Raw genomic sequence first — 24,970 nt, forward strand, 5'->3', positions numbered from 1 at the left:
TTTGAATATTTAGTGATTTTCTAGTAGAATTAGAGTATTACATATAATAGGAGAAAAACTTTGCTAACAGTATCTGATGTTTCACTACGTTTTAGTGATCGTAAACTTTTTGATGATGTCAACATCAAATTTACAGAAGGAAATACCTATGGTTTGATTGGTGCCAATGGTGCTGGAAAATCAACTTTTTTAAAAATCTTAGCAGGGGATATTGAACCAACGACTGGTCATATCTCTCTTGGACCAGACGAACGTCTTTCTGTACTTCGTCAAAATCACTTTGACTATGAAGACGAGCGTGCTATTGATGTCGTTATCATGGGTAATGAAAAGCTGTATAGCATCATGAAAGAAAAAGATGCTATCTACATGAAGGAAGATTTTTCAGATGAAGATGGTGTTCGTGCAGCTGAACTTGAAGGAGAATTTGCTGAACTAGGTGGTTGGGAAGCTGAGAGTGAAGCTTCTCAACTCTTACAAAATCTGAATATTCCAGAAGAACTTCATTACCAAAATATGAGCGAACTTGCAAACGGGGACAAGGTGAAAGTTCTCCTTGCTAAAGCCCTATTTGGTAAACCAGATGTCCTTCTTTTGGACGAGCCAACCAACGGTCTTGATATCCAATCTATCACCTGGTTAGAAGATTTCTTGATTGACTTTGATAACACTGTTATTGTCGTGTCCCATGACCGTCACTTCTTGAACAAAGTATGTACTCACATGGCCGACCTGGACTTTGGTAAAATCAAGCTCTATGTCGGAAACTACGACTTCTGGAAGGAGTCATCTGAGCTTGCTGCTAAATTGCTAGCAGACCGTAATGCTAAGGCAGAAGAAAAAATTAAACAATTACAAGAATTCGTTGCTCGCTTCTCTGCCAATGCTTCTAAATCAAGACAAGCAACTTCACGTAAAAAAATGCTTGACAAGATTGAACTAGAAGAAATCGTTCCTTCTAGTCGCAAATACCCATTTATCAGCTTTAAAGCTGAACGTGAAATTGGTAATGACCTCTTGACAGTAGAAAATCTATCTGTAAAGATTGACGGTGAAACTATTCTTGACAACATCAGCTTCATCTTGCGTCCAGGTGACAAGACAGCTCTTATCGGACAAAACGACATCCAAACAACTGCCTTGATCCGTGCTATTATGGGTGAAATCGAATATGAAGGAACTGTCAAGTGGGGAGTTACAACAAGTCGCTCTTACTTGCCAAAAGACAATTCAGCTGATTTTGCTGGTAGCGAATCAATCCTCGACTGGTTGCGTCAATTTGCGAGTAAAGAAGAAGATGATAATACCTTCCTACGTGGTTTCCTAGGCCGTATGCTCTTCTCTGGAAACGAAGTTAACAAGCCTGTAAACGTCTTGTCAGGGGGAGAAAAAGTACGCGTGATGCTTTCAAAACTCATGCTTTTGAAATCAAACGTCCTTGTGCTTGACGATCCTACAAATCACTTAGACTTGGAATCAATCTCAAGTCTGAATGATGGATTAAAAAACTTCAAAGAATCGATTATCTTTGCCAGTCATGACCATGAATTTATTCAAACATTAGCAAATCACATCATCGTCCTTTCTAAAAATGGTGTCATTGATCGTATTGATGAAACCTATGACGAATTCTTAGAAAATGCTGAAGTTCAAGCAAAAGTAAAAGAACTTTGGAAAGATTAAATTAGATGATAAAAACTCAGTTGGATAATCCAACTGAGTTTTATTGTTTTTATGAATTTTTAGTTGATAGTTCTATCAATCTGTTTATATCATTGTTTCACGTGAAACATATCTAATCTTCGTCCATTTTCTTAGGTTGATAAGCCAGCATACCTAATCCTATGAATAGAACTAACGTTACAAGAAGGAAAATTACTTGATGATGCATATTCCCTGTCATAGAAATTGTTTGTCTCAATCCTGAAACTGAATAACTCATTGGCAACCAAGGATTGACCGCTTTAAAGAAATCATTTGTCAAAGCAAGTGGATAAGTTCCTGCACTTGATGCTAATTGCAATAATAACAAAATAAGAGAGAAGAAAGCACCTAAACGACTATTCCATGTCGTTAAAGCAGTTACCATCGACATAAAGGTCAAACTTGCGATAATGATTAAGAATAAGGTTCTCATTTCATGATTTGCCGTTAGACCTATAAGATGAACTCCTCCATAGACTAAGACAGCTGCTAACACAGCAATGACTCCATTTATTTCAAAGCGTGATTTAAACCAAGCCCAGCGACTTTCAGGATGACGACCTGAAGGTAATTTAGCAAAAATCATATTTGTTGATAATGCAGCAACAAAGAGGGCGACTGATATCATATAAGGAGCCATAGCAATTCCATTTACAGGAACTTGATCATTATCTGTTTTTGAAAGACTCAAAGGCTCAGATAATATTTCTGCATTATTGGACTCTGTTGATGCTGATTTTAGTTGATTGCTAGCATTACTTAATCCTTTTCCTAGCTCTGTAGCTCCTACTTGTAAACTTTCTATACCAGCAGTTAAAGTTACACCGCCATCTGCTAATTTCCCAGCACCGTCTGCAATTTTTTCTGCACCACTTCCTAATTGAGAGCTAGCTGAAAGTAATTGATTTGATTTATCTGTTAATTGATTAGAACCTAACTGTATTTTATCAAGACCTGCAATTAAGTCTGAACTCTTACTGTTTAATTGACTAGAACCAAATGAGAGTTTTTCAATACCTATTACTAATTCTGGAGTTTTTCCAGCTAGCGAATCCAAACCAGTTGTCAAGATTGAAGATTTTTCTGTCAACTTGGTTGATCCAGAAACCAATTGATCTAAACTTGTTGTTAAAGTTGTATTCTTTTCACTTAGTTGGTTTACACCTAAAGAGATAGTATCCAACCCTTTAGTATACTCATTAACTCCATTTTCAATTGATTGACTTCCAGGAACCAACTGATTGTCAACAGCATTTTGCAACTGTGTAAATCCACTTGACATCGATGTCAAAGAACTTGAAGCCACAGGCAATACTTGATTTGCTTTCGTCTGTAAAGTAGAAAGGTTGGAGACTGGTTGGTTTACACTTTCCAAACTTACTTTTAAGTTTCCTACTGATGTTAAAATTTCTTTTGCTGAATCAATCGTAGAATTAGAATTATTTGAAACAGCTTCAGTCAATTCTTTTTTCTGAGTGTCAGTGAGAGTTTGATAAGTTGCTGTTGCTTGGAGATTGGTAAGAGTTCTCGCTTGTTCTGATTGACTATTAGTTACAATAGTTTGAGCGAGAGTAGATATAGTTGCTAAGTCATTAGATATTGTCGTTTTAAGTTCAGTATTATCTGATATAGTTACAGCTTGAAGTGCTTTATTCAACTCATCTAAACTAGTAGTTAACTGGGTTATATCTTCTTTCTGTTGAGATGTCGTATTCAATTGAGTAGAAATTTCTTTAATCCCTTTATTTAATTGAGTAATACCATCTCTTAATGAATCTGATTGACTAGATAATTGATTTGTCCCAACAGATAGTTTGTCAACACCACTTGTATATGCATTGACACCAACTGAAAATTGATTGAGACCTGTATTCAGTTGCGAAACCCCTCCTGCATATGTCTTCATTCCTGTATTTAGCTGATTGACACCATCTACTAGTTCAGGAGTTTTTGAAGATAATTGATTAAGTCCACTATCAACCTGTGAAACTCCACTTGTATAGTTCTGTAAACCATCATTAAATGTTCCTAACCCAACATTTAGTTGGTTTACTCCTGTGACATATGTTGTCAACCCTTTTGTAAATTGTTCACTGCCATTAGAAAAAGTTAAACTTGAGTTGGCTAAAGTATCAAGATTTGAAGATAATGTCTGACTTCCAACAGCTAACTGACTAGCACCGTTGGCCAATTGTTCACTGCCATCTGCAGCCTTCGTTAAACCAGATTTTAAATCTCCCATCTTTTGAAATAAAGCTTTCGTATAGGTTTCGGTTACATTAGCAGAAACAGTCTGTTTTAACTGTGTCATGGCAGAGTCACTCATCTTACTTGCGATGAAGCTATGCCCACTAGAAGTTTGATAGTTAATGGTCATTTGTTCCGGGTGGTCTGTTAGAACAGAAGCTGCTTTTTCAGATAAGTCACTTGGCAAAGTTACTACCATATAGTAAGCACCGTCTTCTAGACCTTTCTGACCTTCTTCTTCATTGACAAAATGAAAATCTAATGATTTATTTTCCTTTAAATTGGACACCATGTCTTCTCCAATGGTCATTGTAGTTCCATTGTAAGAAGCTTCCTTATCATTATTAACAACCGCTACAGGCAACTCAGATAATTGCCCATATGGATCCCACATAGATGATAAAAATATGATGTTGTATAAAGCAGGAATAAGAGAAATCCCTATCATTACAATGATAAAGGTTGGTTTTTTAAAAATTGCTTTCCATTCTTTAAACATATTGTCTCCTTTTTTACACATATTGTCTAAAATTTTGATATAATAGATTATACATTAAAAAATCTGATTTACAAGTCAAAATAATTATATTTGGACACATTGTCTATTTTTGTTCATAAGGAGGAAATATGAAAGAGAGCAACAAACGCTTAAAAACCAAACGTACTATTGAGAACGCCATGGTTCAATTATTAACTGAACAGCCATTTGATCAAATTAGCACTGTTAAACTAGCAGAAAAAGCCGGAATTAGTCGTTCTAGCTTTTATACCCACTATAAAGATAAGTATGATATGATTGAACACTACCAAAGTAAGCTATTTCATACTTTTGAGTACATTTTCCAAAAACACGCAAATCATAAAAGAGATGCTATCCTAGAAGTATTTGAATACTTAGAATCTGAACCGCTACTAGCTGCTCTTCTATCTGAAAATGGTACAAAAGAAATACAAAATTTCCTGAGAAATAAACTGCACATTCTGCTCAGTACTGATCTCCAGAAACGATTTATGCAATTAAATTTAAACGAGATTGAGTTAGAGTATAGTAGTATCTATCTAACAAATGCACTATTTGGTGTATGCCAAACTTGGATTGCTCATGGAAAAAAAGAAAGCCCGCAAGAAATAACAGACTTTCTTATGAAAATGTTAGGAGATTCAAACTAGAGACAAAAAAGAACACCATTGGTGTTCTTTTTTATTTGACTCCGCCAGTAGGACTCGAACCTACGACATCATGATTAACAGTCATGCGCTACTACCAACTGAGCTATGGCGGATAATATAGTCCGTACGGGATTCGAACCCGTGTTACCGCCGTGAAAAGGCGGTGTCTTAACCCCTTGACCAACGGACCATCTATCTGTAGCAGATATAACCATTATATCAATTTCTTACTAATTGTCAATCACTTTTTAGATTTTTTCTCCAGAATATCTCTTAATTTCCGAACCTTGAGACGGGTAATCGGACAACGATGATCTTCATAAAAAACCACTTCTAAATTTTTTCGATCAATTTCCCTAATATTTCCTACATTGACAAGAAATGACTTATGAGCGGAATAAAATCTTTGCGTATCTTTGTCTTTTTCTTGAATATCCGCCATAGTCCCATAAAATTCTTTGGCAAAATTCTTACCAATAATCCTTAACTTATGAGATACTCCTGTTGTTTCAATATACAAAATATCATGGTAGGGAATTTTCAAATCATTTCCCTTGTAGTTATAGTCAAAATAATCCACAACATCTTTATTTTCAAGTAACATATTCTTGGTATATAAGATACTCTGTTCAATACGTTTCTTAAATAATTCATCATTGATATCTTTGTCAACAAAATCCAAGGCTGATACTTGATATTTGTAAGTTAAGGTAGCAAATTCTGATCTACTAGTGATAAATACGATAATTGCATAGGGATTGTGGTGACGAATAAACTGTGCGACTTCAAATCTTTTTTTCTCAACTCCATGAATATCAATATCTAGAAAATAAAGTTGGTTTAATTCATCATTTTCGATATATTCCTTAAATTCTCGTTCTTTACCTGTTGTTTTATAAGAAATAGGAATATTTAATTCCTTTGAAATTTCATCCAAGGTTCTTTCTAATCTGACTTGATGTTGAATAACATCTTCTAAAATTAATACTTTCATTCAAACTCTCTCTTAAATCTAATAATCTGTCTAAACGTACTATCTTCCATCTCTGTTTCTAAAATGATATTTTCATACTTACCTAAAATTTCTTTAACATTATTAAGTCCTATTCCTCTATTTCTCCCTTTAGTAGAAAAACCTAGTTCAAACAAATCTTCTGAAGGTGTCATGGTAATTTTACACGAATTTTGAATCACGATAACTGTTTCCAAATCCATCTTAATCACTGCAACTTCCATTTGTTTCAAATAACTTTCTGCAGCACCTTCAACAGCATTGTTCAACAAAACACTCATCATACGAACAAGATCAAGTAAATCGATTGACAATTTTGTGATAGTGTCCTTTACTTCTAGTGTAAACTCTACGTTCTTATTTCGTGCATATACAATAGATTGCGCAATTAAACTTCTTAAAGCTGAATCTTCTATGTTGTTTAAATCAAAGTATGTATACTTATCTGAACGTAATTTTTGATTAGCTTTAACTAGAACTTCATTGTAAACTCTGTCAATTTCCTGTAAATCTCTACTGTCAATAGCCATTTGCATACTGACAAGCATACCTGCATAATCATGACGAAATCCACGGATTTCATTGTACAAACCAACAATTTCATCTGTATAAGTCTGTAAATGTTCTTGTTCAAATTTTTTCTGTTTTAGGGCTATTTCTTTTTCAACTCCTACCTTATGAGAATTCATTGCGAAGAAGATTAGCAGTAAACAAATAAAGACAATTGTTGCTAAAATACTACCAAAACTGTTAAAATGCGTATGAGTGCTCACCATATCTGAAATGAATGATAGAACATGTAAAGCAAAGAAAGCAAGTATAACTTTCTTAAGAAATGGATAGAGGTAGTCTTTGTCAAAATAATTAAGTTCAAGGTGAAAATAAGTAATAATTTTTTTTATAGCAAAATAAGTTAGTAATAATACTACTAAAAAGAAGAAATTTTCATATTTTGTTACAAAAGAATCACCTGTTATTGAGGATATAGTTACTGCAATAAAAGTGTGTGTACTATGATATAATAAAGATAATAGTAGACTGATAAAAATAGCCTTGTACTTATCATACTTTTTTATTCCTATTAGATAAACATATATAATAAAGGGAAACATTAGTTTTTCTAAACCTAAACCATGTAAAAAAACAAAATAAAAGAAAATTTCAACTATGGACTGCAATATAAAAATCCAACATATGAATAGAAATCTTTCTTTTTTTGTTGCTCTACAAATTAGTTTATAGCTATTTGTTAAAATAAAAATATGAAGAATAACTATGAATATTTTTAATAAATCCATTATGTCTCCCTATAATCTACAATGTTTTCTATTTTTTCCTTTTAGGAAAAAGGTTAGTAATAAAGTAAGTTAATCTTTTATCCCCACCTTGAATTTCCTGTAATTCTTTTTCTGTAAGTTTTTTGAACTGTTCTAATTTAACTGTTTTTTCCATATTAAATTCTCCTTTATTGTTTTTTCTTGTAAATTAACTTACAAGCCTATTATACAAAACGGAGTTCATTTTAAAATAATTCATTCTCAACTGCACATTTTTGTACCTGAACTGTCATTTTTTACAAAAAACGCTGGGTTTCCCCAGCGTTACATCTAGTGTATGATCCCAGCAGGATTCGAACCTGCGACCGTTCGCTTAGAAGGCGAATGCTCTATCCAGCTGAGCTATGAGACCTAACTAGTTTATCTTATCAAAATAATCGAAAATAGTCAATCCTATTTATGATAAGGAGAGCCTTGTTGAATAGTAAAAGCTCTGTATATCTGCTCTATCAGAACAAGTCGCATTAATTGATGTGGGAGAGTTAAACGACCAAAACTTACAGATAAGTTAGCTCGTTTTTTCACTTCATTGGATAATCCTAAACTTCCACCGATAATAAAGGTTAAGGTTGAAAAACCATTAATAGATGCTTGTTCTAACTGTTTACTAAATTCTTCAGAAGAGAGGGTTTTCCCTTCAATAGCTAAAACAACAACAAATTCTCTATCACCAATTTTGGAAAGGATTCGATTTCCTTCTAAATTCAAGATTTTTTCATTTTCTGAATCGCTGGCACGATCTGGTGTCTTTTCATCAGCTAATTCGATCATTTCTACGGCAGCAAATCGTGATATTCTTTTAGAATATTCTGCAATTCCATCTTTGAGATACTTTTCTTTTAGTTTTCCAACTGTTACAATTTTTATTTTCATGCTTCTATTTTATCATAATCGCATTCTATTCACATCTTATTCACAAATGAAAAAGGTGAAAAAACACAATAAATTCACAAGTTTTAATCAGTTATCCACAGATTGTTAAAAACTTAAACTTTTTTAAGCTAGGATTAAGTTAATAATTTTATACTTTCACTAATTAATCAAATATGGAGGATTCTATGAAAAACTTAAACAAGTTTTCAAAAACAATTGGACAACTTTTACTAGTTATTCTTATTAGCTTTTTTAGTGGTCTATTAGGAAGTTTGACTGTTCTTCAATTCAACCAAAAACAAGGAAACGGAGAACAAAATAGTGCAGCAGTCACTCAGACTGCTTCGAAAAATGAAAATTCTACCACACAGGCTGTAGATAAAGTTAAAGATGCAGTTGTATCGATTATCACTTATTCAGAAAACTCTCAAGGTGGTTTTGTTGGAACTGATGATACTGATACAGATTCAAACACTGAACAAATCAACAGTGAAGGTTCTGGTGTCATCTATAAAAAAGATGGGGATGATGCTTATATTGTAACCAACACTCACGTTATTAGTGGCGCTAAAAAAGTTGATATTCGTCTAGCAGATGGAACAAAAGTACCAGGTGAAATTGTTGGTTCTGATACCTATTCTGATATTGCAGTAGTAAAAATCTCTTCAGAGAAGGTTACTACAGTTGCTGAGTTTGGTGATTCAAGTCAATTAGCTGTTGGAGAAACGGCTATCGCAATCGGTAGTCCTTTAGGTTCAGAATATGCAAATACAGTTACTCAAGGGATTGTATCAAGCTTGAACAGACATGTTTCTTTGAAAGCTGAAGATGGTCAAGCCATTTCAACGAATGCTATCCAAACAGATACAGCTATTAACCCTGGTAACTCTGGAGGTCCTTTGATTAATATCCAGGGACAAGTTATCGGTATTACATCAAGTAAAATTGCCTCAAATGGTGGAACATCTGTAGAAGGCCTTGGTTTTGCTATTCCTGCAAATGATGTTATTAATATTATTAAACAATTAGAAAAAGATGGAAAAGTAACTCGACCAGCGCTTGGTATCCACATGGTTAATTTGACAAACCTTAGCACTGCTGATCTAAAAAAATTAAAACTTCCTGAAAACGTTACTTCTGGTGTAGCTGTTCGTTCTGTTCAAAAGAACATGCCTGCAAATGGACATTTACAACAGTATGATGTTATCACAAAAGTAGATGATACTAAGATTTCTTCTACTACTGAATTGCAAAATGCGCTATACAATCACTCTATTGGAGATGAAATAACTGTAACTTATTACCGTAATGGTAAAGAAGAAACAACTAAAATCAAGTTGGACAAGAGTACTAGTGATTTAAATCAATAGTTTACAGTTTTGTAAACTTACTTTACAGAATATCAAAGTTATGATACTGTAGAAGCATGGAAGAATTTAAACTCATTCGTATTAGTGATATTCAAAAAAATCCCTATCAACCTCGTAAAGAATTTTCAAAAGAAAAAATTCAAGAACTTGCCCAATCTATTAAAGAAAATGGTTTAATTCAACCCATTATTGTCCGTCAATCTCCAGTTATCGGATACGAAATCCTAGCTGGAGAAAGACGGTATCGGGCATCAATAGCAGCTGGGCTCACAGAAGTTCCTGTAATCATCAAAAAGTTATCTGATCAGGATATGATGGTTCACTCAATCATTGAAAATTTACAACGAGAAGACTTAAATCCGATTGAAGAAGCAAAAGCTTATCAATCTTTAATTGATAAAGGATATACTCATGCAGACATTGCTGAAAAAATGGGGAAATCACGCCCTTATATTACTAATCTTGTTCGATTGCTAACGCTCCCTGATTTTATTTTAACAGAAGTAGAAACTGGAAAATTGTCTCAAGCACATGCTAGACTTCTAATCCAACTACCTTTGAAAGAACAAAAAAATTTACTCTATCGCATTCAGACAGAGGATTTATCAGTTCGGCAGGTGGAACATCTACTTAAAGAAGAAAAGAATAAGAAGAAAAGCAAAGAAAAAGATCACTTTATTAAAGAAGAAGAAGAAAATTTGAAAAAATTGTTGGGATTAGATGTCCAAATCGTCCTTCAAAAAAAAGAGGCAGGAAAAATAACTATCTCTTTTCATAATCAAGAAGAATACCAACGTTTTATTAACAGCCTGAAATAAGGCTGTTATTTTATTTTTCTAAACTCACATACTTATCCACTGGATTAGTATAGAAAAAGTCTATTAAATCAAAATCCAGACCTTTTATCCACAAGTTGTGGATAAATCTTTTAAACATTGTGGATTGTTTTTCACAAGTTGTGGAAAAATTGCTTGCTATGTGATAAAATAGTGTTTAAGATTACACCATTTAGAAAAGGAGGAGTTTGTTGTTGAAAGAAAAACAATTTTGGAATCAGATTTTAGAATTAGCTAAAGAGAGATTGACACGATCAATGTTTGATTTCTACGCAACACCTGCTGAATTAATAAAGGTTGAGGGAAATGTGGCTACCATATTTTTGCCAAGATCTGAAATGGAAATGGTTTGGAGTACAAAACTCAATGATATTATTGTAGCTGTCGGTTTTCAAATCTATGACACTGAAATAAAAGCTCAATATGTATTGACTAAAGAAGATTCTAATACCTCCGATATAGCAAGCAATGTTGAAAATAGTAATCATCAACAGGAAGAAATTAAAAAATCTATCCCCTATTCAGAAACAGGATTAAGAGACATCTATACTTTTGATAATTTTATCCAAGGTGATGGAAATATTTGGGCTAAGTCTGCTGCTTTAGCCGTCTCGGAAGATCCTGGACTAACTTATAATCCTCTGTTTATATACGGAGGACCTGGTCTAGGGAAAACTCACTTGCTCAATGCTCTTGGTAATGAAATTCTCAAAAAAAATCCTAATGCGCGTGTAAAATATATTCCTGCTGAAAGCTTTATTAATGAATTTTTAGATCATTTAAGACTCAATGATATGGATAATTTTAAAAAAACCTATCGAAGTCTAGATCTCCTTCTTATTGATGATATTCAATCTCTCAGTGGAAATAAAGTGCAAACTCAGGATGAATTTTTCAATACATTTAACAAACTTCACAGTAATAATAAACAGATCGTTTTAACGAGTGACCGTAGGCCAGAACAACTAGAAAATCTACCTGAACGACTTGTCACGCGCTTCTCATGGGGATTAACAACGGATATTACTCCACCTGATTTCGAAACTCGTATCGCTATCCTAAATAGTAAAACAGAGGATCTAGATTATCATTTTCAACCTGACACAATCGAATATTTGGCTGGCCAGTTTGATTCAAATGTACGTGAATTAGAAGGTGCCCTCAAAGATATTAGTCTCATGGCTAAAGTCAAACAAATCAACACTATAACTGTGGATATTGCATCTGAGGCTATACGTGCTCGAAAACAAAGCGTCAGCACCATGATCGTCATTCCGATTGAAAAAATCCAAGAGGAAGTCGGAAAATTTTATGATGTGAGCGTTAAGGAGATGAAAGGAACTAGACGTGTTCAGAATATTGTTCTAGCTCGCCAAGTTGCTATGTACCTAGCTAGAGAATTAACTGATAACAGTCTTCCAAAAATCGGAAAAGAATTTGGTGGTAAAGATCATACAACCGTCATTCATGCTCATGCAAAAATCAAATCTATGATTGAAACTGATGATAAATTACGTATAGAAATCGAAACCATCAAAAAGAAAATCAAATAACTTGTGGATAAGTGTTTAAAATTTTACTGATTTATTAACAAATTTTAAACAAGTATAACTTCTTGATTTTTCTAAACTAAACTTTATTTTCCACAGATTTCACACAGCCTACTATTACTATTAACCTTCTAATAATAAAAATAAATAAAGGAGATTCCATGATTCATTTTTCTATTAATAAAAATTTATTCCTGCAATCATTAAATATTACTAAACGTGCTATTAGTTCAAAAAATGCTATTCCTGTTTTATCAACTATTAAAATTGATGTGACTAACGAAGGAATTACATTAATTGGATCAAATGGTCAAATTTCAATTGAGAATTTCATTTCTCAAAAAGATGAAAATGCAGGTCTTTTGATTAACTCTTCAGGATCAATTCTTTTAGAAGCTTCTTTCTTTATCAATGTTATTTCTAGTCTTCCAGATGTGACTCTTGATTTTAAAGAAATTGAACAACATCAAATTGTACTAACAAGTGGAAAATCAGAAATTACTCTGAAAGGAAAAGACAGCGAACAGTATCCACGTATTCAGGAAATTGCAGCAAGTAATCCTCTAATTCTTGAAACGAAACTTCTTAAGAAAATTATCAATGAAACTGCTTTTGCTGCTAGTGTACAAGAAAGCCGTCCAATCTTGACTGGTGTACACTTTGTCCTAAGTAATCATCAAGAATTGAAAACAGTTGCGACAGATTCTCACCGTCTCAGTCAGAAGAAATTGACACTTGAAAAAAATAGTGATAATTTTGATGTTGTCATCCCAAGTCGCTCTCTACGCGAATTTTCAGCTGTTTTTACGGACGATATCGAAACAGTAGAGATTTTCTTCGCAAACAACCAAATTCTCTTTAGAAGCGAAAATATTAGCTTCTATACACGTCTCTTAGAAGGTAATTATCCTGATACAGATCGTCTGATTCCAACAGATTTTAATACGACAGTGACTTTTGATGTTGTGAATCTACGTCAATCTATGGAACGTGCACGTCTTTTATCAAGTGCTACTCAAAATGGAACTGTAAAATTAGAAATCAAACAAGGAGTAGTTACAGCTCATGTAAATTCTCCAGAAGTTGGTAAAGTAAACGAAGAAATCGATACAGAAAGTGTATCTGGTGAAGATTTAACTATTAGCTTTAACCCAACTTACTTGATTGAAGCACTAAAAGCCTTGAATAGTGAAAAGGTAACAATCAGTTTCATTTCAGCAGTTCGTCCATTTACCTTGGTACCAGCTGATACAGATGAAGATTTCATGCAGCTGATTACACCAGTTCGTACAAATTAAGTTAAAGAGGTTGAGCCTAGCTCACCTCTTTTATGATATAATCAGAAATATGAAAAGGAGAGTAGTATGTATCAAGTTGGAAATTTTGTTGAAATGAAAAAACCACACGCTTGTACAATCAAGTCTACAGGTAAAAAAGCCAATCGTTGGGAAATTACACGTTTAGGTGCAGATATCAAAATAAAATGCAGTAATTGTGATCATGTTGTCATGATGAGTCGCTATGATTTTGAAAGAAAAATGAATAAAATCATCGACTAGAAACACTGAATTAGAGGGTTAGCAAGTTTTCCCTTTTTGTGTTATAATATTGAAGATTGAAATGTGAACGGAGAATGAGAAATTATGGCTTTAACAGCAGGTATCGTGGGTTTGCCAAACGTTGGTAAATCAACCCTATTTAATGCAATTACAAAAGCAGGAGCAGAGGCTGCAAACTATCCATTTGCAACTATTGACCCAAACGTTGGGATGGTAGAAGTTCCAGATGAACGCCTCCAAAAATTGACGGAAATGATTACTCCTAAGAAAACAGTCCCAACAACCTTTGAATTTACAGATATTGCAGGGATTGTCAAAGGGGCTTCTAAAGGTGAAGGTCTTGGGAACAAATTCTTGGCCAATATCCGTGAAGTTGATGCCATTGTTCATGTGGTTCGTGCCTTTGATGATGAAAATGTCATGCGTGAGCAAGGTCGTGAAGATGATTTTGTAGATCCATTAGCAGATATTGATACCATTAACCTAGAGTTGATTCTTGCGGACTTAGAATCTGTGAATAAACGCTATGCGCGTGTGGAAAAGATGGCTCGTACGCAAAAAGATAAGGAATCTGTTGCAGAATTTAACGTTCTTCAAAAGATTAAACCAGTTCTTGAAGATGGAAAATCAGCTCGTACCATTGAATTCACAGATGAAGAACAAAAAGTAGTTAAAGGACTCTTCCTCTTGACCACTAAACCAGTTCTTTATGTAGCAAATGTGGATGAGGATGTGGTTGCAGATCCAGATTCGATCGATTATGTGAAGCAAATCCGTGAATTCGCAGCAACAGAAAATGCAGAGGTGGTGGTCATTTCTGCGCGTGCTGAAGAAGAAATTTCTGAGTTAGACGATGAAGATAAAAAAGAGTTTCTTGAAGCCATTGGTTTGACAGAATCTGGTGTGGATAAGTTGACTCGAGCTGCTTACCATCTATTAGGACTTGGAACTTACTTCACAGCTGGTGAAAAAGAAGTTCGTGCTTGGACCTTTAAACGAGGTATGAAAGCTCCTCAAGCAGCTGGTATTATCCACTCTGACTTCGAAAAAGGATTTATTCGTGCAGTAACGATGTCTTATGATGATTTGATTAAATACGGATCTGAAAAGGCTGTAAAAGAAGCTGGACGCTTGCGTGAAGAAGGGAAAGAATATGTCGTTCAAGATGGCGACATCATGGAATTCCGCTTTAACGTTTAATGAACATTTTAAATAGTGTCAATTAGGTTGGAAAAAAATTCCAACCCTTTTGGCTTTTGAAAGGAAAAATAAATGACAAAACTACTTGTGGGATTGGGAAATCCAGGGGATAAATATTTTGAAACCAAACATAATGTTGGCTTTATGCTGATTGATCAACTAGCAAAAAAACAGAACGTCACCTTTACACACGATAAGATATTCCAAGCCGAGTTAGCTTCATTTTTCCTTAATGGTGAAAAAATTTATCTGGTGAAACCGACTACTTTTATGAATGAAAGTGGAAAAGCAGTTCATGCTTTATTAACCTACTATGGTTTAGATATTGAAGATTTACTGATTATTTACGATGATCTTGACATGGAAGTTGGAAAAATTCGTCTTCGAGCTAAAGGCTCAGCTGGTGGCCATAATGGAATCAAGTCAATTATTCAACATATTGGTACACAGGTTTTCAATCGTGTAAAGATTGGTATTGGAAGACCTAAAAAAGGAATGTCAGTGGTTCATCATGTTTTGAGTAAGTTTGATCAAGAAGATTATATTGGTATTTTACAGTCAATTGACAAAGTTGACGACGCTGTAAACTATTATTTACAAGAGAATAACTTTGAAAAAACAATGCAGAAATATAATGGGTAAAGAAATGTCATTAATCGATTTCTTTTTAGAGAATAAGCAGATACATTCATGGAATGAGCATTTATCTCTCAAACAAAGACAATTACTATTAGGTCTTTCTGGTTCAGGAAAGTCTTTGGCTATTGCAAGTAGTGCAAAAAATCAGGACAAAATTTTAGTAATGACTTCGACTTATGGAGAGGCTGAACGTCTGGTCAATGATTTAATTTCCATCTTAGGTTCAGATTTAGTTTATCCATTCTTAGTAGATGATTCACCAATGGTAGAATTTTTAGTATCGTCACAAGAAAAGATTTTTTCTCGCGTCGAAGCTTTGCGTTTTTTAAGAGATAGGTCTCAAAAAGGGATTTTAGTTTGTAACCTAGCAGCTAGTCGCTTATTTTTACCAGATCCTCAAGTTTTTGATAATAGTATTTTAAAGCTTGAAATTGGCCAAGAATGTGAACAAAGTGAACTAAAAAATCACTTGATTTCTCTTGGTTATAAAAAAGTTACACAAGTTCAAAGTCAAGGTGAGTTTAGTCTTCGAGGAGATATTCTGGATATCTTTGAAACCTCTCAAATATCTCCTTATCGAATAGAATTTTTTGGTGATGAGATTGATGGGATTAGAGAATTTGATGCTGAAACTCAATTATCAAAAGATAGTCAATCTCAAGTCTTGATTTATCCAGCTAGTGATATTTTGCTAACTGATGAAGATTATCATCGTGGTCAAAAATTCTTAGAACATGAGATTGATAAAGCTATTTCTCCAACTTTAAAGTCTTACTTAGAAGAAGTTTTTAGTTGTACGAAAGAGCAAGTTCTTCATGCAGATATTCGCAAGTTTTTATCTGTTTTTTATAAAAAACAGTGGACATTGATAGACTATTTGAATCAAGTTCCTATTATCTTTGATGATTTTCAAAAAATTATCAATCAGTATGATGTTTTTGATAAGGAAACAGCTAGTTACTTGACAGAAGATTTACACAATAGTAAAGTTGTGTCAAATTTACAATATTTTTCTGATGTAGAAAGTCAATTAAAAAAATATGTACCAGCGAGTTTCTTTTCGAATTTTCAAAAGGGTCTTGGAAATCTAAAATTTGATCATCTTTATCAATTTAATCAATATCCAATGCAGGAGTTCTTTAATCAGTTTTCTTTTCTGAAAGAAGAAATTGAACGTTATAAAAAATTGAAGTATACGATTGTTCTTCAATCAAGTAGCAAAACTGAACTAAAGAAATTGTCAACGATTCTTGATGAATATGGCATTAACGTTGATAATAGTAATGGAAATGAAGTCTGTAAAGCATCTGTCAACCTTATTGAAGGAAATCTTCGTCATGGTTTTCATTTTGTAGATGAGAATCTTGTATTCATCACTGAATATGAAATTTTTAAAAAGAAGATTAAACGCAAGTATCGCAGACAAAATATTAGCAACGCTGAACGATTAAAAGATTACAGTGAACTACAAAAAGGAGATTATGTTGTTCATCAAATCCATGGTGTTGGTCAATATTTAGGTATTGAAACGATTGAAATAAAAGGAATTCATAGAGACTACGTAAGTGTCCAATATCAAAATGGAGATCGAATTTCTATCCCTGTAGAGCAGATACAGACTCTTTCTAAATATGTTTCTAGTGATGGTAAGGCTCCAAAGTTAAATAAATTAAACGATGGACGTTTTAAAAAAGCGAAGCAAAAAGTTAAAAATCAAGTTGAAGATATTGCAGATGACTTAATTAAACTGTATGCCGAGAGAAGTCAACTCAAAGGATATGCATTTTCAAAAGATGATGAAGATCAGGTTGCTTTTGATGAGGCTTTCCCTTATGTTGAAACTGAAGATCAACTTCGAAGTATTGAAGAAATTAAGAAGGATATGCAAGCTCCTCAACCGATGGACCGACTTTTAGTTGGAGATGTTGGTTTTGGTAAGACAGAAGTAGCAATGAGAGCTGCTTTTAAGGCTGTCAATAATCATAAACAGGTTGTTGTTTTAGTACCTACTACAGTTTTGGCTCAGCAACATTATAGTAATTTCAAGGAAAGATTTGAGCAATTTGCTGTCAATGTAGATGTTTTGAGTCGTTTTAGAAGTAAAAAAGAGCAGACTGAGACACTTGAAAAATTGAAAAAAGGACAAGTAGACATTTTGATAGGAACTCATCGCGTTTTATCTAAAGATGTTGAATTTGCTGATTTAGGATTGATCATTATCGATGAGGAGCAGCGTTTTGGTGTCAAGCATAAAGAAGCACTCAAGGAATTAAAAAAGAAGGTTGATGTCTTAACCTTGACAGCTACACCGATTCCTCGAACTCTTCATATGTCTATGTTAGGTATCCGAGATTTATCTGTCATCGAAACTCCTCCAACAAATCGATACCCTGTACAAACCTATGTCCTTGAACAGAATGATCGTGTCATTCGTGATGCTGTATTGAGAGAAATTGATCGTGGTGGTCAGGTTTACTATCTTTACAACAAAGTTGACACGATTGAAAAGAAGGTTTCAGAGTTACAAGAATTGATTCCTGAAGCTTCTATAGGGTTTGTTCATGGTCAAATGAGTGAAATTCGTTTGGAAAATACACTATTTGATTTTATTGAAGGTGAATATGATATTTTAGTAACCACGACAATCATTGAAACAGGAGTGGATATTCCAAATGCCAATACCTTGTTTATCGAAAATGCGGATCACATGGGTCTGTCTACCTTGTATCAATTACGAGGTCGGGTTGGTCGAAGTAATCGAATCGCTTATGCCTATCTTATGTATCGACCTGACAAATCTTTGACAGAAGTATCAGAAAAGAGATTAGAAGCTATCAAGGGATTTACCGAATTGGGTTCTGGTTTCAAAATCGCTATGCGCGATTTATCCATTCGTGGAGCGGGTAATCTTTTGGGAAGTTCGCAGTCAGGTTTTATCGATTCTGTTGGTTTTGAACTCTATTCTCAATTACTGGAAGAAGCAATTGCTAAGAAAAATGGAACTGACAAGAAACGTGAAAAAGGAAATGCTGAGTTAATTCTACAAATTGATGCCTATCTTCCGGATGAGTACATTTCAGATGAACGACATAAAATTGAGATTTACAAGAGAATTCGTCAGATTGACAACCGTGTCAACTATGAAGAATTACAAGATGAGTTAATTGACCGTTTTGGTGAGTATCCAGATGTAGTTGCCTATCTCTTAGAAATTGGATTAGCTAAAGCTTATCTAGATAAAGTATTTGTCAATCGAGTTGAAAGAAGAAATAATAAGCTTGTCATTCAATTTGAAAAAATATCGCAACAGCTATTTTTAACCCAAGATTATTTCCAGGCTCTTTCTCAGACAAATTTGAAGGCTAATATTTCTGAAAATCAAGGTTTGATTGAAGTTGTATTTGATATTCGAAATAAAAAAGATTATGAGATTTTAGAAGGACTCTTAACCTTTGGAGAATCGTTAGCGAAGATAAAAGACTTAAAAGAGTCACATTAGGGATTACCTTTTTTCTTCTATAAAAGGGATAAAAATGGTACAATAATAATTTGAGGTATTATAAGATGAGATTAGATAAATATTTAAAAGTATCACGAATTATTAAACGTCGTACGGTAGCTAAGGAAGTTGCAGATAAAGGGCGAATCAAGGTAAACGGTATCCTTGCTAAAAGTTCAACTGATTTAAAAATCAATGATCAGGTTGAAATTCGTTTTGGAAATAAATTGTTGCTCGTAAAGGTGCTCGAAATGAAAGATAGCACAAAAAAAGAAGATGCAGCTGGAATGTATGAAATTATAAGTGAAACAAGGGTAGAAGACGATGTATAAAAAAATAGTCCAAATGAATAATTCATTTATTCAAAATGAACACCAACGACGTAAATACATGATGGAAGAACGTCAAAAACGTAATCGTTTTATGGGTTGGGTTTTGATTTTGATTATGTTGCTATTCATCTTACCAACTTACAATTTAGCACAGAGTTACCAACAATTACTAACACGTCGCCAGCAACTAGCTGATTTGAAAAAACAATATCAGGACTTGAGCGATGAAAAGGATAAAGAAGCTAGTTTAGCAACTAAGCTAAAAGATGAATCCTATGCGGCTAAATATTCCCGTGCAAAATATTATTATTCAAAAACATGGGAGGAAGTTTATACAATTCCGGACTTACTTCCTAGGTAATGCGAAATGGAAAATTTATTAGATATTATCGAAAAATTTTTAAGTCAGTCAGATGAAAAATTAGATGAGTTAGCTCAAAAGAATCATCTGTTACGACTACAAGAAGAAGAGGGGAAAAAGAATGCGTAAATTTTTAGTGATATTACTACTTCCTATTTTCCTAAAAAGCGTTCAAGTAGTAAGCACTGAGAATCCAGTTATCATTCCAAAACAAGAAGTTTATTCTTTAACTCATACTCCATATCATTTTTATTATCAAGATATTATAGAATCTCCAAAATTTTATGGTGAGACGCCAGTTTATTCTACAGAAGACCTGATTAATGAATCAGGTAAAGTAAATGCAGAAACAAAATTATCTGTTTTAGAATGGCGATTAAATAAACAAGGACAGCCTGTCTTTAAATTGTCAAATAATCAATTTGTAATGGCTGATAAACGACTTTTATACGATAGTTCCATCGTAAACGATTTTTCTAAGCGAGTATGGTTAGAACCGGGATTTGTCGTTTATAATAGTCCTTATGATCAACAAGAATTAAAGTCTACTTTAGCGCCTTATCAAGAAGTTGAAGCAGATATGTCTATTTTTGCTGAAGGTCGTGAATTCTTACATATCAAGCAAACGGGCTGGATTTCGACGGATTATATTTCCGATGATGATAATCGTATTCAGAAAGTACAAGAGTTGCTATCTGCAAATTATCAAAATGAACAGTTCTCTATTTATATTAAACAATTGAGTACAGGTAAGGAAGCTGGCATTAATGAAAATCAGAAAATGTATGCTGCTAGTGTTATGAAATTACCTTATCTTTATTCTGTTCAGGAAAAAATCAATCAAGGTGATTACCAACTTGACACGAAATTGAAGTATGTTTCCGAAGTTAATGATTTCCCTGGTTCTTATAAACCGGAAGGAAGCGGAAGTCTCCCTAAAACAGCAGACAATAAAGAATACACAATCAAAGATTTAATCACAAAAACTGCAAAAGAATCTGACAATGTAGCTCATAATATTCTTGCTTATTATATTACGAATAAATCAGATAAAGCCTTTAAAACAGAGATGACTACTATCGCAGGTGAAGAGTGGAATGTGACAGATAAGATGGCTTCAGCTAAAATGGCTGGTCAAGTTATGGAATCTATTTACAATCAGAATGGTTTTGTTTTAGAATCTCTTTCACAAACATCTTTTGATAATCAGCGGATTGCTAAGAATATTTCTGCTAAGGTAGCCCATAAAATTGGGGATGCAGATGAATTTAAACACGATGTGGGAATAGTCTATACAGATTCTCCTTTCGTTATTTCAATCTTTACCAAAAATTCTGATTACGATACCATTTCTAAAATTGCTAAGGATGTCTACGAGGTCCTAAAATGAGAAACCGCGATTTTTTAAATCATTTTCTAGAAAAAGGTTACTTTGAAGGACATTCAAGAGTTGTGCTAGCCTTGTCTGGTGGATTGGATTCGATGTTTCTTTTTCAACTTCTTTTGACCTATCAAAAAGAACTTGGTATTGAATTGTTTTTGGCTCATGTAAATCATAAACAACGACCAGAGTCAGATAAGGAAGAAATTGAATTAAGAAAATTAGCTGAACAAGCTGGAGTTCCAATTTATGTAGCTTGTTTTACTGGAGATTTTTCAGAAGCGAATGCTCGTCAATTTCGCTATGAATTTTTTAGAGAAGTGATGGAGAAAACTTCATCTACAGCTCTTGTAACAGCTCATCATGCAGATGATCAAGTTGAGACAATCTTTATGCGATTGATTAGAGGTGTTAGACTACACCATTTATCAGCTATTAAAGAAAAACAAACGTTTGATAAGGGAGAGTTGATTCGTCCTTTGTTGTCTTTTTATAAGAAAGATTTTCCTAAAATTGAGCACTTTGAAGATCCGACAAATAAAGAAAATAATTATCTTCGCAATCGTATTCGCAACCTCTATATACCACAATTAGAAACAGAAAATACTCAGGTAAAAAAAGCAATTTTAGAGTTTGGAAAAGAAGTTTCTGATTATCAAATTGCTCTAGCTGAATTATCTCAAGCGGTTGATGTAGAAGATTTAACTCAGTTTTTATCTTTTAGTGAAGTAACGCAAGGAGTTTTACTACAACAATACCTTAGTCGTTTTGCTGATTTAAATGTAACAAGAGAACAATTTCAAGAAATTCATCATATTTTAAAAACTAAGAGTCAATATCGCCATAATATAAAAAATGGTTATGAACTTATAAAAGAATACCAGCACTTTCAAATTAGTAAAATCAGACCAAAGTCTGATGAAAAAAGTAGTGAGTGTGTGTTAAACTATCAAAATCAAGTTTATTATGAAGGTTTTCTATTTTCATTTGGAATCCCTCTAAAAGGTGAAAATGTTCAACAAATAAATGTTTCCCGTGAAACATCATTGATTTTGCGACATCGACAGCCAGGTGATTATTTGATAATAAATGGTTATCGAAAAAAAGTAAGGCGACTTTTTATTGATTTAAAAATTCCTGCAGAAAAACGAAAAAATGCGATTATTGTTGAGCAATTCGGAAAGATTTGTTCAATTTTAGGAATTGAACTCAGTGATTTGAGTATAAAAATGAAAAATGATATAATGAACACTATACTTTATATAGAAAAAATAGATAGGTAAAATCATGTTAGAACAAGACATCAAGAAAATTATGATTTCGCAAGATGAAATTACAGAAGCAGCTAAGAAGTTAGGTGCTCAATTGACAAAAGATTACGAAGGTAAGAATCCAATTCTGGTTGGAATCTTAAAAGGATCTATTCCTTTTATGGCAGAATTAGTCAAATATATCGACACTCATCTTGAAATGGATTTTATGATGGTTTCTAGTTATCATGGTGGAACTGTAAGTAGTGGTGTCATTAATATCAAACAAGATGTCACCCAGGATGTTAAAGGTAGACATATTGTCTTTGTAGAAGATATTATTGATACTGGACAAACATTAAAAAGTTTGAGAGATATGTTTACTGCTAGAGAAGCAGCGTCTGTTAAGATTGTTACTATGCTGGATAAACCAGAAGGACGTACTGTAGAAATTGAAGCAGATTATACATGTTTTACAATTCCAAATGAATTCGTTGTAGGCTATGGTTTAGACTATAATGAAAATTATCGTAATCTTCCTTATGTAGGCGTATTGAAAGAGGAAGTTTACTCAAAATAGAAGGGTAAGTTGTTGAATGCAAAAACAAAATAATGGTTTTATAAAAAATCCATTTCTTTATTTGTTGATGATTTTCTTGCTAGTAACGGGATTTCAGTACTTTTTCGCTGGGAGAGCTGCCGGGCACAGTCAACAAATTAAATACTCAGAATTGGTGCAGGAAATCACTAATGACAATGTAAAAGAAATAACCTATCAACCAAGTGGTAGTGTTATTGAAGTGTCTGGTGTCTATAAAACTGCTAAAACAGAAAAACCGGAAACAGGTATTCAGTTTTTCACACCTTCTGCAACAAAAGTAGAAAAATTTACAAGTATTATTCTTCCATCGGATACTACTGTAGCAGATTTGCAAAAACTAGCTGGTGAACACCAAACACAAGTTGAAGTCAAGCACGAAAGCTCAAGTGGTATGTGGATTAACATCCTAGTTTCGGTAGTGCCATTTGCCATTTTATTCTTCTTCCTATTTTCTATGATGGGAAATATGGGAGGAAATAGTGGACGCAATCCGATGAGCTTTGGACGCAGTAAAGCTAAGGCTGCTAATAAGGAAGATATCAAAGTACGCTTTTCAGATGTAGCAGGAGCTGAGGAAGAAAAACAAGAACTTGTTGAAGTTGTTGAATTCTTGAAAGATCCAAAACGCTTTACAAAATTAGGTGCTCGTATCCCAGCTGGTGTTCTCTTAGAAGGACCTCCGGGAACTGGTAAAACATTACTTGCTAAAGCAGTAGCAGGAGAAGCTGGAGTACCCTTCTTTAGTATTTCAGGTTCTGACTTCGTAGAAATGTTCGTCGGTGTCGGTGCCAGCCGTGTACGTTCACTCTTTGAGGACGCTAAAAAAGCAGCACCAGCTATTATCTTCATCGATGAAATTGATGCCGTTGGTCGCCAACGTGGTGTCGGTCTTGGTGGAGGTAATGATGAACGTGAACAAACCTTGAACCAACTCTTGATTGAAATGGATGGTTTTGAAGGAAATGAAGGGATCATTGTCATTGCAGCAACGAACCGTTCAGATGTTCTAGATCCAGCCCTTCTTCGTCCAGGTCGTTTTGACAGAAAAGTATTGGTTGGTCGTCCAGATGTTAAAGGACGCGAAGCAATTCTGAAAGTCCATGCTAGGAATAAACCTCTAGCAGAAGATGTAGATTTGAAGTTAGTAGCACAACAAACTCCAGGTTTTGTTGGTGCTGATTTAGAAAATGTATTGAATGAAGCGGCATTAGTTGCTGCCCGTCGCAACAAATCAGTTATTGATGCTTCTGATATTGATGAGGCAGAAGATCGCGTTATTGCAGGACCTTCTAAGAAAGATAAAACTGTTTCCCAAAAAGAACGTGAAATGGTTGCTTATCACGAAGCCGGGCACACTATCGTAGGGTTAGTCTTATCAAATGCGCGTGTCGTTCATAAGGTAACAATTGTTCCTCGTGGTCGAGCTGGTGGGTACATGATTGCTCTTCCAAAAGAAGATCAAATGTTGCTATCTAAAGAAGATATGAAAGAACAATTAGCTGGTTTGATGGGTGGACGTGTTGCTGAAGAAATCATCTTTAATGTCCAAACAACAGGTGCATCAAACGACTTTGAGCAAGCTACCCAAATGGCGCGTGCCATGGTAACAGAATATGGTATGAGTGAAAAACTTGGGCCTGTTCAATACGAAGGAAATCATGCAATGTTTGGAGCTCAAACTCCACAAAAATCTATTTCAGAGCGTACAGCTTATGAAATTGACGAAGAAGTTCGAGCATTGTTGAATGAAGCACGTAATAAAGCAGCTGAAATTATTCAATCAAACCGTGAAACGCATAAATTAATTGCAGAAGCCTTATTGAAATATGAAACATTGGATAGTACACAAATCAAATCTCTTTACGAAACAGGGAAAATGCCTGAATCAGTAGAAGAGGAATCACGTGCCCTATCATATGATGAAGTCAAATCAAAAATGGCTGAAGAAAACTAAAATATTAGTAGACGAGATACAAGAGAGGATACTATTATATCCTCTCTTTCTCATTTATAAAAACTAATCTATGAAAACCAGTAAAAAAATTTCAG

The 24,970-nt window shown here is 34.0% G+C and carries 22 protein-coding genes and 3 tRNA genes; 17 read left to right on the forward strand and 8 right to left on the reverse strand.

The features are described from left to right. Nucleotides 1-60: 60 nt before the first annotated feature. Nucleotides 61-1,683: an ATP-binding cassette domain-containing protein gene (locus QM382_RS08425; protein WP_414273006.1), complete on the forward strand. Its 1,623-nt coding sequence runs from the start codon at nucleotides 61-63 to the stop codon at nucleotides 1,681-1,683. A 112-nt stretch (nucleotides 1,684-1,795) separates the two neighbouring features. Here the strand turns inward: QM382_RS08425 and QM382_RS08430 are convergent, their stop codons facing one another. Next, nucleotides 1,796-4,450: a YhgE/Pip family protein gene (locus QM382_RS08430; RefSeq protein WP_414273007.1), complete on the reverse strand. Its 2,655-nt coding sequence runs from the start codon at nucleotides 4,448-4,450 to the stop codon at nucleotides 1,796-1,798. Nucleotides 4,451-4,578: 128 nt separating this feature from the next. Between QM382_RS08430 and QM382_RS08435 the strand changes: the two genes are divergently transcribed. Then, the gene (locus tag QM382_RS08435) at nucleotides 4,579-5,121 is read left to right on the forward strand and encodes a TetR/AcrR family transcriptional regulator (RefSeq protein ID WP_214262866.1); all 543 of its coding nucleotides are present in this window, start codon (nucleotides 4,579-4,581) and stop codon (nucleotides 5,119-5,121) included. A gap of 39 nt (nucleotides 5,122-5,160) precedes the next feature. Here QM382_RS08435 and QM382_RS08440 read toward each other — a convergent pair. The 7 genes from QM382_RS08440 to rlmH form a co-directional block, all read right to left on the reverse strand. Continuing rightward, a tRNA-Asn gene (locus tag QM382_RS08440) sits at nucleotides 5,161-5,234 on the reverse strand. Nucleotides 5,235-5,239: 5 nt separating this feature from the next. Next, nucleotides 5,240-5,311: transfer RNA gene (locus QM382_RS08445), tRNA-Glu, on the reverse strand. A gap of 51 nt (nucleotides 5,312-5,362) precedes the next feature. Beyond that, on the reverse strand, nucleotides 5,363-6,115 hold the full coding sequence (gene comE / locus QM382_RS08450) for a competence system response regulator transcription factor ComE (protein WP_414273008.1): 753 nt from the start codon (nucleotides 6,113-6,115) through the stop codon (nucleotides 5,363-5,365). Further along, on the reverse strand, nucleotides 6,112-7,431 hold the full coding sequence (gene comD / locus QM382_RS08455) for a competence system sensor histidine kinase ComD (protein ID WP_414273009.1): 1,320 nt from the start codon (nucleotides 7,429-7,431) through the stop codon (nucleotides 6,112-6,114). Before comD ends, comE begins: the two co-directional genes overlap by 4 nt. A gap of 28 nt (nucleotides 7,432-7,459) precedes the next feature. Beyond that, nucleotides 7,460-7,585, reverse strand: a complete 126-nt coding sequence (gene comC / locus QM382_RS08460) for a competence-stimulating peptide ComC (RefSeq protein ID WP_006149099.1) — start codon at nucleotides 7,583-7,585, stop codon at nucleotides 7,460-7,462. A gap of 163 nt (nucleotides 7,586-7,748) precedes the next feature. After that, nucleotides 7,749-7,822 (reverse strand) — tRNA-Arg (locus QM382_RS08465). Nucleotides 7,823-7,863: 41 nt separating this feature from the next. After that, nucleotides 7,864-8,343, reverse strand: coding sequence for a 23S rRNA (pseudouridine(1915)-N(3))-methyltransferase RlmH (rlmH, locus tag QM382_RS08470; protein WP_049494635.1), 480 nt, complete (start codon nucleotides 8,341-8,343; stop codon nucleotides 7,864-7,866). A 185-nt stretch (nucleotides 8,344-8,528) separates the two neighbouring features. On the opposite strand from rlmH, the gene QM382_RS08475 reads away from it, so the two are divergent. The 15 genes from QM382_RS08475 (at nucleotide 8,529) to ftsH (ending at nucleotide 24,875) form a co-directional block, all read left to right on the forward strand. Next, nucleotides 8,529-9,713 carry a S1C family serine protease gene (locus tag QM382_RS08475; protein WP_414273010.1) on the forward strand — a complete coding sequence of 395 codons (1,185 nt, stop codon included), beginning with the start codon at nucleotides 8,529-8,531 and terminating at the stop codon, nucleotides 9,711-9,713. A gap of 56 nt (nucleotides 9,714-9,769) precedes the next feature. Then, nucleotides 9,770-10,531 (forward strand): ParB/RepB/Spo0J family partition protein, encoded by a 762-nt coding sequence (locus QM382_RS08480; protein WP_414273011.1) that lies wholly within the window; start codon nucleotides 9,770-9,772, stop codon nucleotides 10,529-10,531. A gap of 212 nt (nucleotides 10,532-10,743) precedes the next feature. Continuing rightward, nucleotides 10,744-12,102: a chromosomal replication initiator protein DnaA gene (dnaA, locus tag QM382_RS08485; protein ID WP_004250937.1), complete on the forward strand. Its 1,359-nt coding sequence runs from the start codon at nucleotides 10,744-10,746 to the stop codon at nucleotides 12,100-12,102. A gap of 158 nt (nucleotides 12,103-12,260) precedes the next feature. Then, on the forward strand, nucleotides 12,261-13,397 hold the full coding sequence (gene dnaN / locus QM382_RS08490) for a DNA polymerase III subunit beta (protein WP_414273012.1): 1,137 nt from the start codon (nucleotides 12,261-12,263) through the stop codon (nucleotides 13,395-13,397). Between the two features lie 66 nt (nucleotides 13,398-13,463). Next, nucleotides 13,464-13,658, forward strand: a complete 195-nt coding sequence (locus QM382_RS08495) for a DUF951 domain-containing protein (RefSeq protein WP_006150549.1) — start codon at nucleotides 13,464-13,466, stop codon at nucleotides 13,656-13,658. Nucleotides 13,659-13,742: 84 nt separating this feature from the next. Then, nucleotides 13,743-14,858 (forward strand): redox-regulated ATPase YchF, encoded by a 1,116-nt coding sequence (ychF, locus tag QM382_RS08500; RefSeq protein ID WP_263394203.1) that lies wholly within the window; start codon nucleotides 13,743-13,745, stop codon nucleotides 14,856-14,858. A gap of 72 nt (nucleotides 14,859-14,930) precedes the next feature. Then, a complete protein-coding gene (gene pth / locus QM382_RS08505; RefSeq protein WP_263394204.1) occupies nucleotides 14,931-15,500 on the forward strand; it encodes an aminoacyl-tRNA hydrolase in 570 nt (189 codons plus the stop codon). Then, complete coding sequence (gene mfd / locus QM382_RS08510; RefSeq protein ID WP_414273013.1) at nucleotides 15,493-18,996, forward strand: transcription-repair coupling factor; 3,504 nt, start codon at nucleotides 15,493-15,495, stop codon at nucleotides 18,994-18,996. The genes pth and mfd overlap by 8 nt, the downstream gene beginning before the upstream one ends. A 65-nt stretch (nucleotides 18,997-19,061) precedes the next feature. Further along, nucleotides 19,062-19,328, forward strand: coding sequence for an RNA-binding S4 domain-containing protein (locus QM382_RS08515; protein ID WP_004250926.1), 267 nt, complete (start codon nucleotides 19,062-19,064; stop codon nucleotides 19,326-19,328). Beyond that, complete coding sequence (locus tag QM382_RS08520; RefSeq protein ID WP_004250925.1) at nucleotides 19,321-19,689, forward strand: septum formation initiator family protein; 369 nt, start codon at nucleotides 19,321-19,323, stop codon at nucleotides 19,687-19,689. Before QM382_RS08515 ends, QM382_RS08520 begins: the two co-directional genes overlap by 8 nt. 6 nt (nucleotides 19,690-19,695) lie before the next feature. Next, the gene (locus tag QM382_RS08525) at nucleotides 19,696-19,818 is read left to right on the forward strand and encodes an SP_0009 family protein (protein WP_004250924.1); all 123 of its coding nucleotides are present in this window, start codon (nucleotides 19,696-19,698) and stop codon (nucleotides 19,816-19,818) included. Then, a complete protein-coding gene (locus tag QM382_RS08530; RefSeq protein WP_414273014.1) occupies nucleotides 19,811-21,079 on the forward strand; it encodes a serine hydrolase in 1,269 nt (422 codons plus the stop codon). The genes QM382_RS08525 and QM382_RS08530 overlap by 8 nt, the downstream gene beginning before the upstream one ends. Further along, on the forward strand, nucleotides 21,076-22,353 hold the full coding sequence (gene tilS, locus QM382_RS08535; protein ID WP_414273015.1) for a tRNA lysidine(34) synthetase TilS: 1,278 nt from the start codon (nucleotides 21,076-21,078) through the stop codon (nucleotides 22,351-22,353). Before QM382_RS08530 ends, tilS begins: the two co-directional genes overlap by 4 nt. A 4-nt stretch (nucleotides 22,354-22,357) precedes the next feature. After that, the gene (gene hpt / locus QM382_RS08540; RefSeq protein ID WP_004250918.1) at nucleotides 22,358-22,900 is read left to right on the forward strand and encodes a hypoxanthine phosphoribosyltransferase; all 543 of its coding nucleotides are present in this window, start codon (nucleotides 22,358-22,360) and stop codon (nucleotides 22,898-22,900) included. 16 nt (nucleotides 22,901-22,916) lie between these two features. Then, nucleotides 22,917-24,875 carry an ATP-dependent zinc metalloprotease FtsH gene (gene ftsH / locus QM382_RS08545; protein WP_036756480.1) on the forward strand — a complete coding sequence of 653 codons (1,959 nt, stop codon included), beginning with the start codon at nucleotides 22,917-22,919 and terminating at the stop codon, nucleotides 24,873-24,875. Nucleotides 24,876-24,970: the final 95 nt, after the last annotated feature.

It is taken from the genome of Streptococcus infantis (assembly GCF_047465185.1).
Classification (GTDB): Bacteria; Bacillota; Bacilli; order Lactobacillales; family Streptococcaceae; genus Streptococcus; species Streptococcus infantis_O.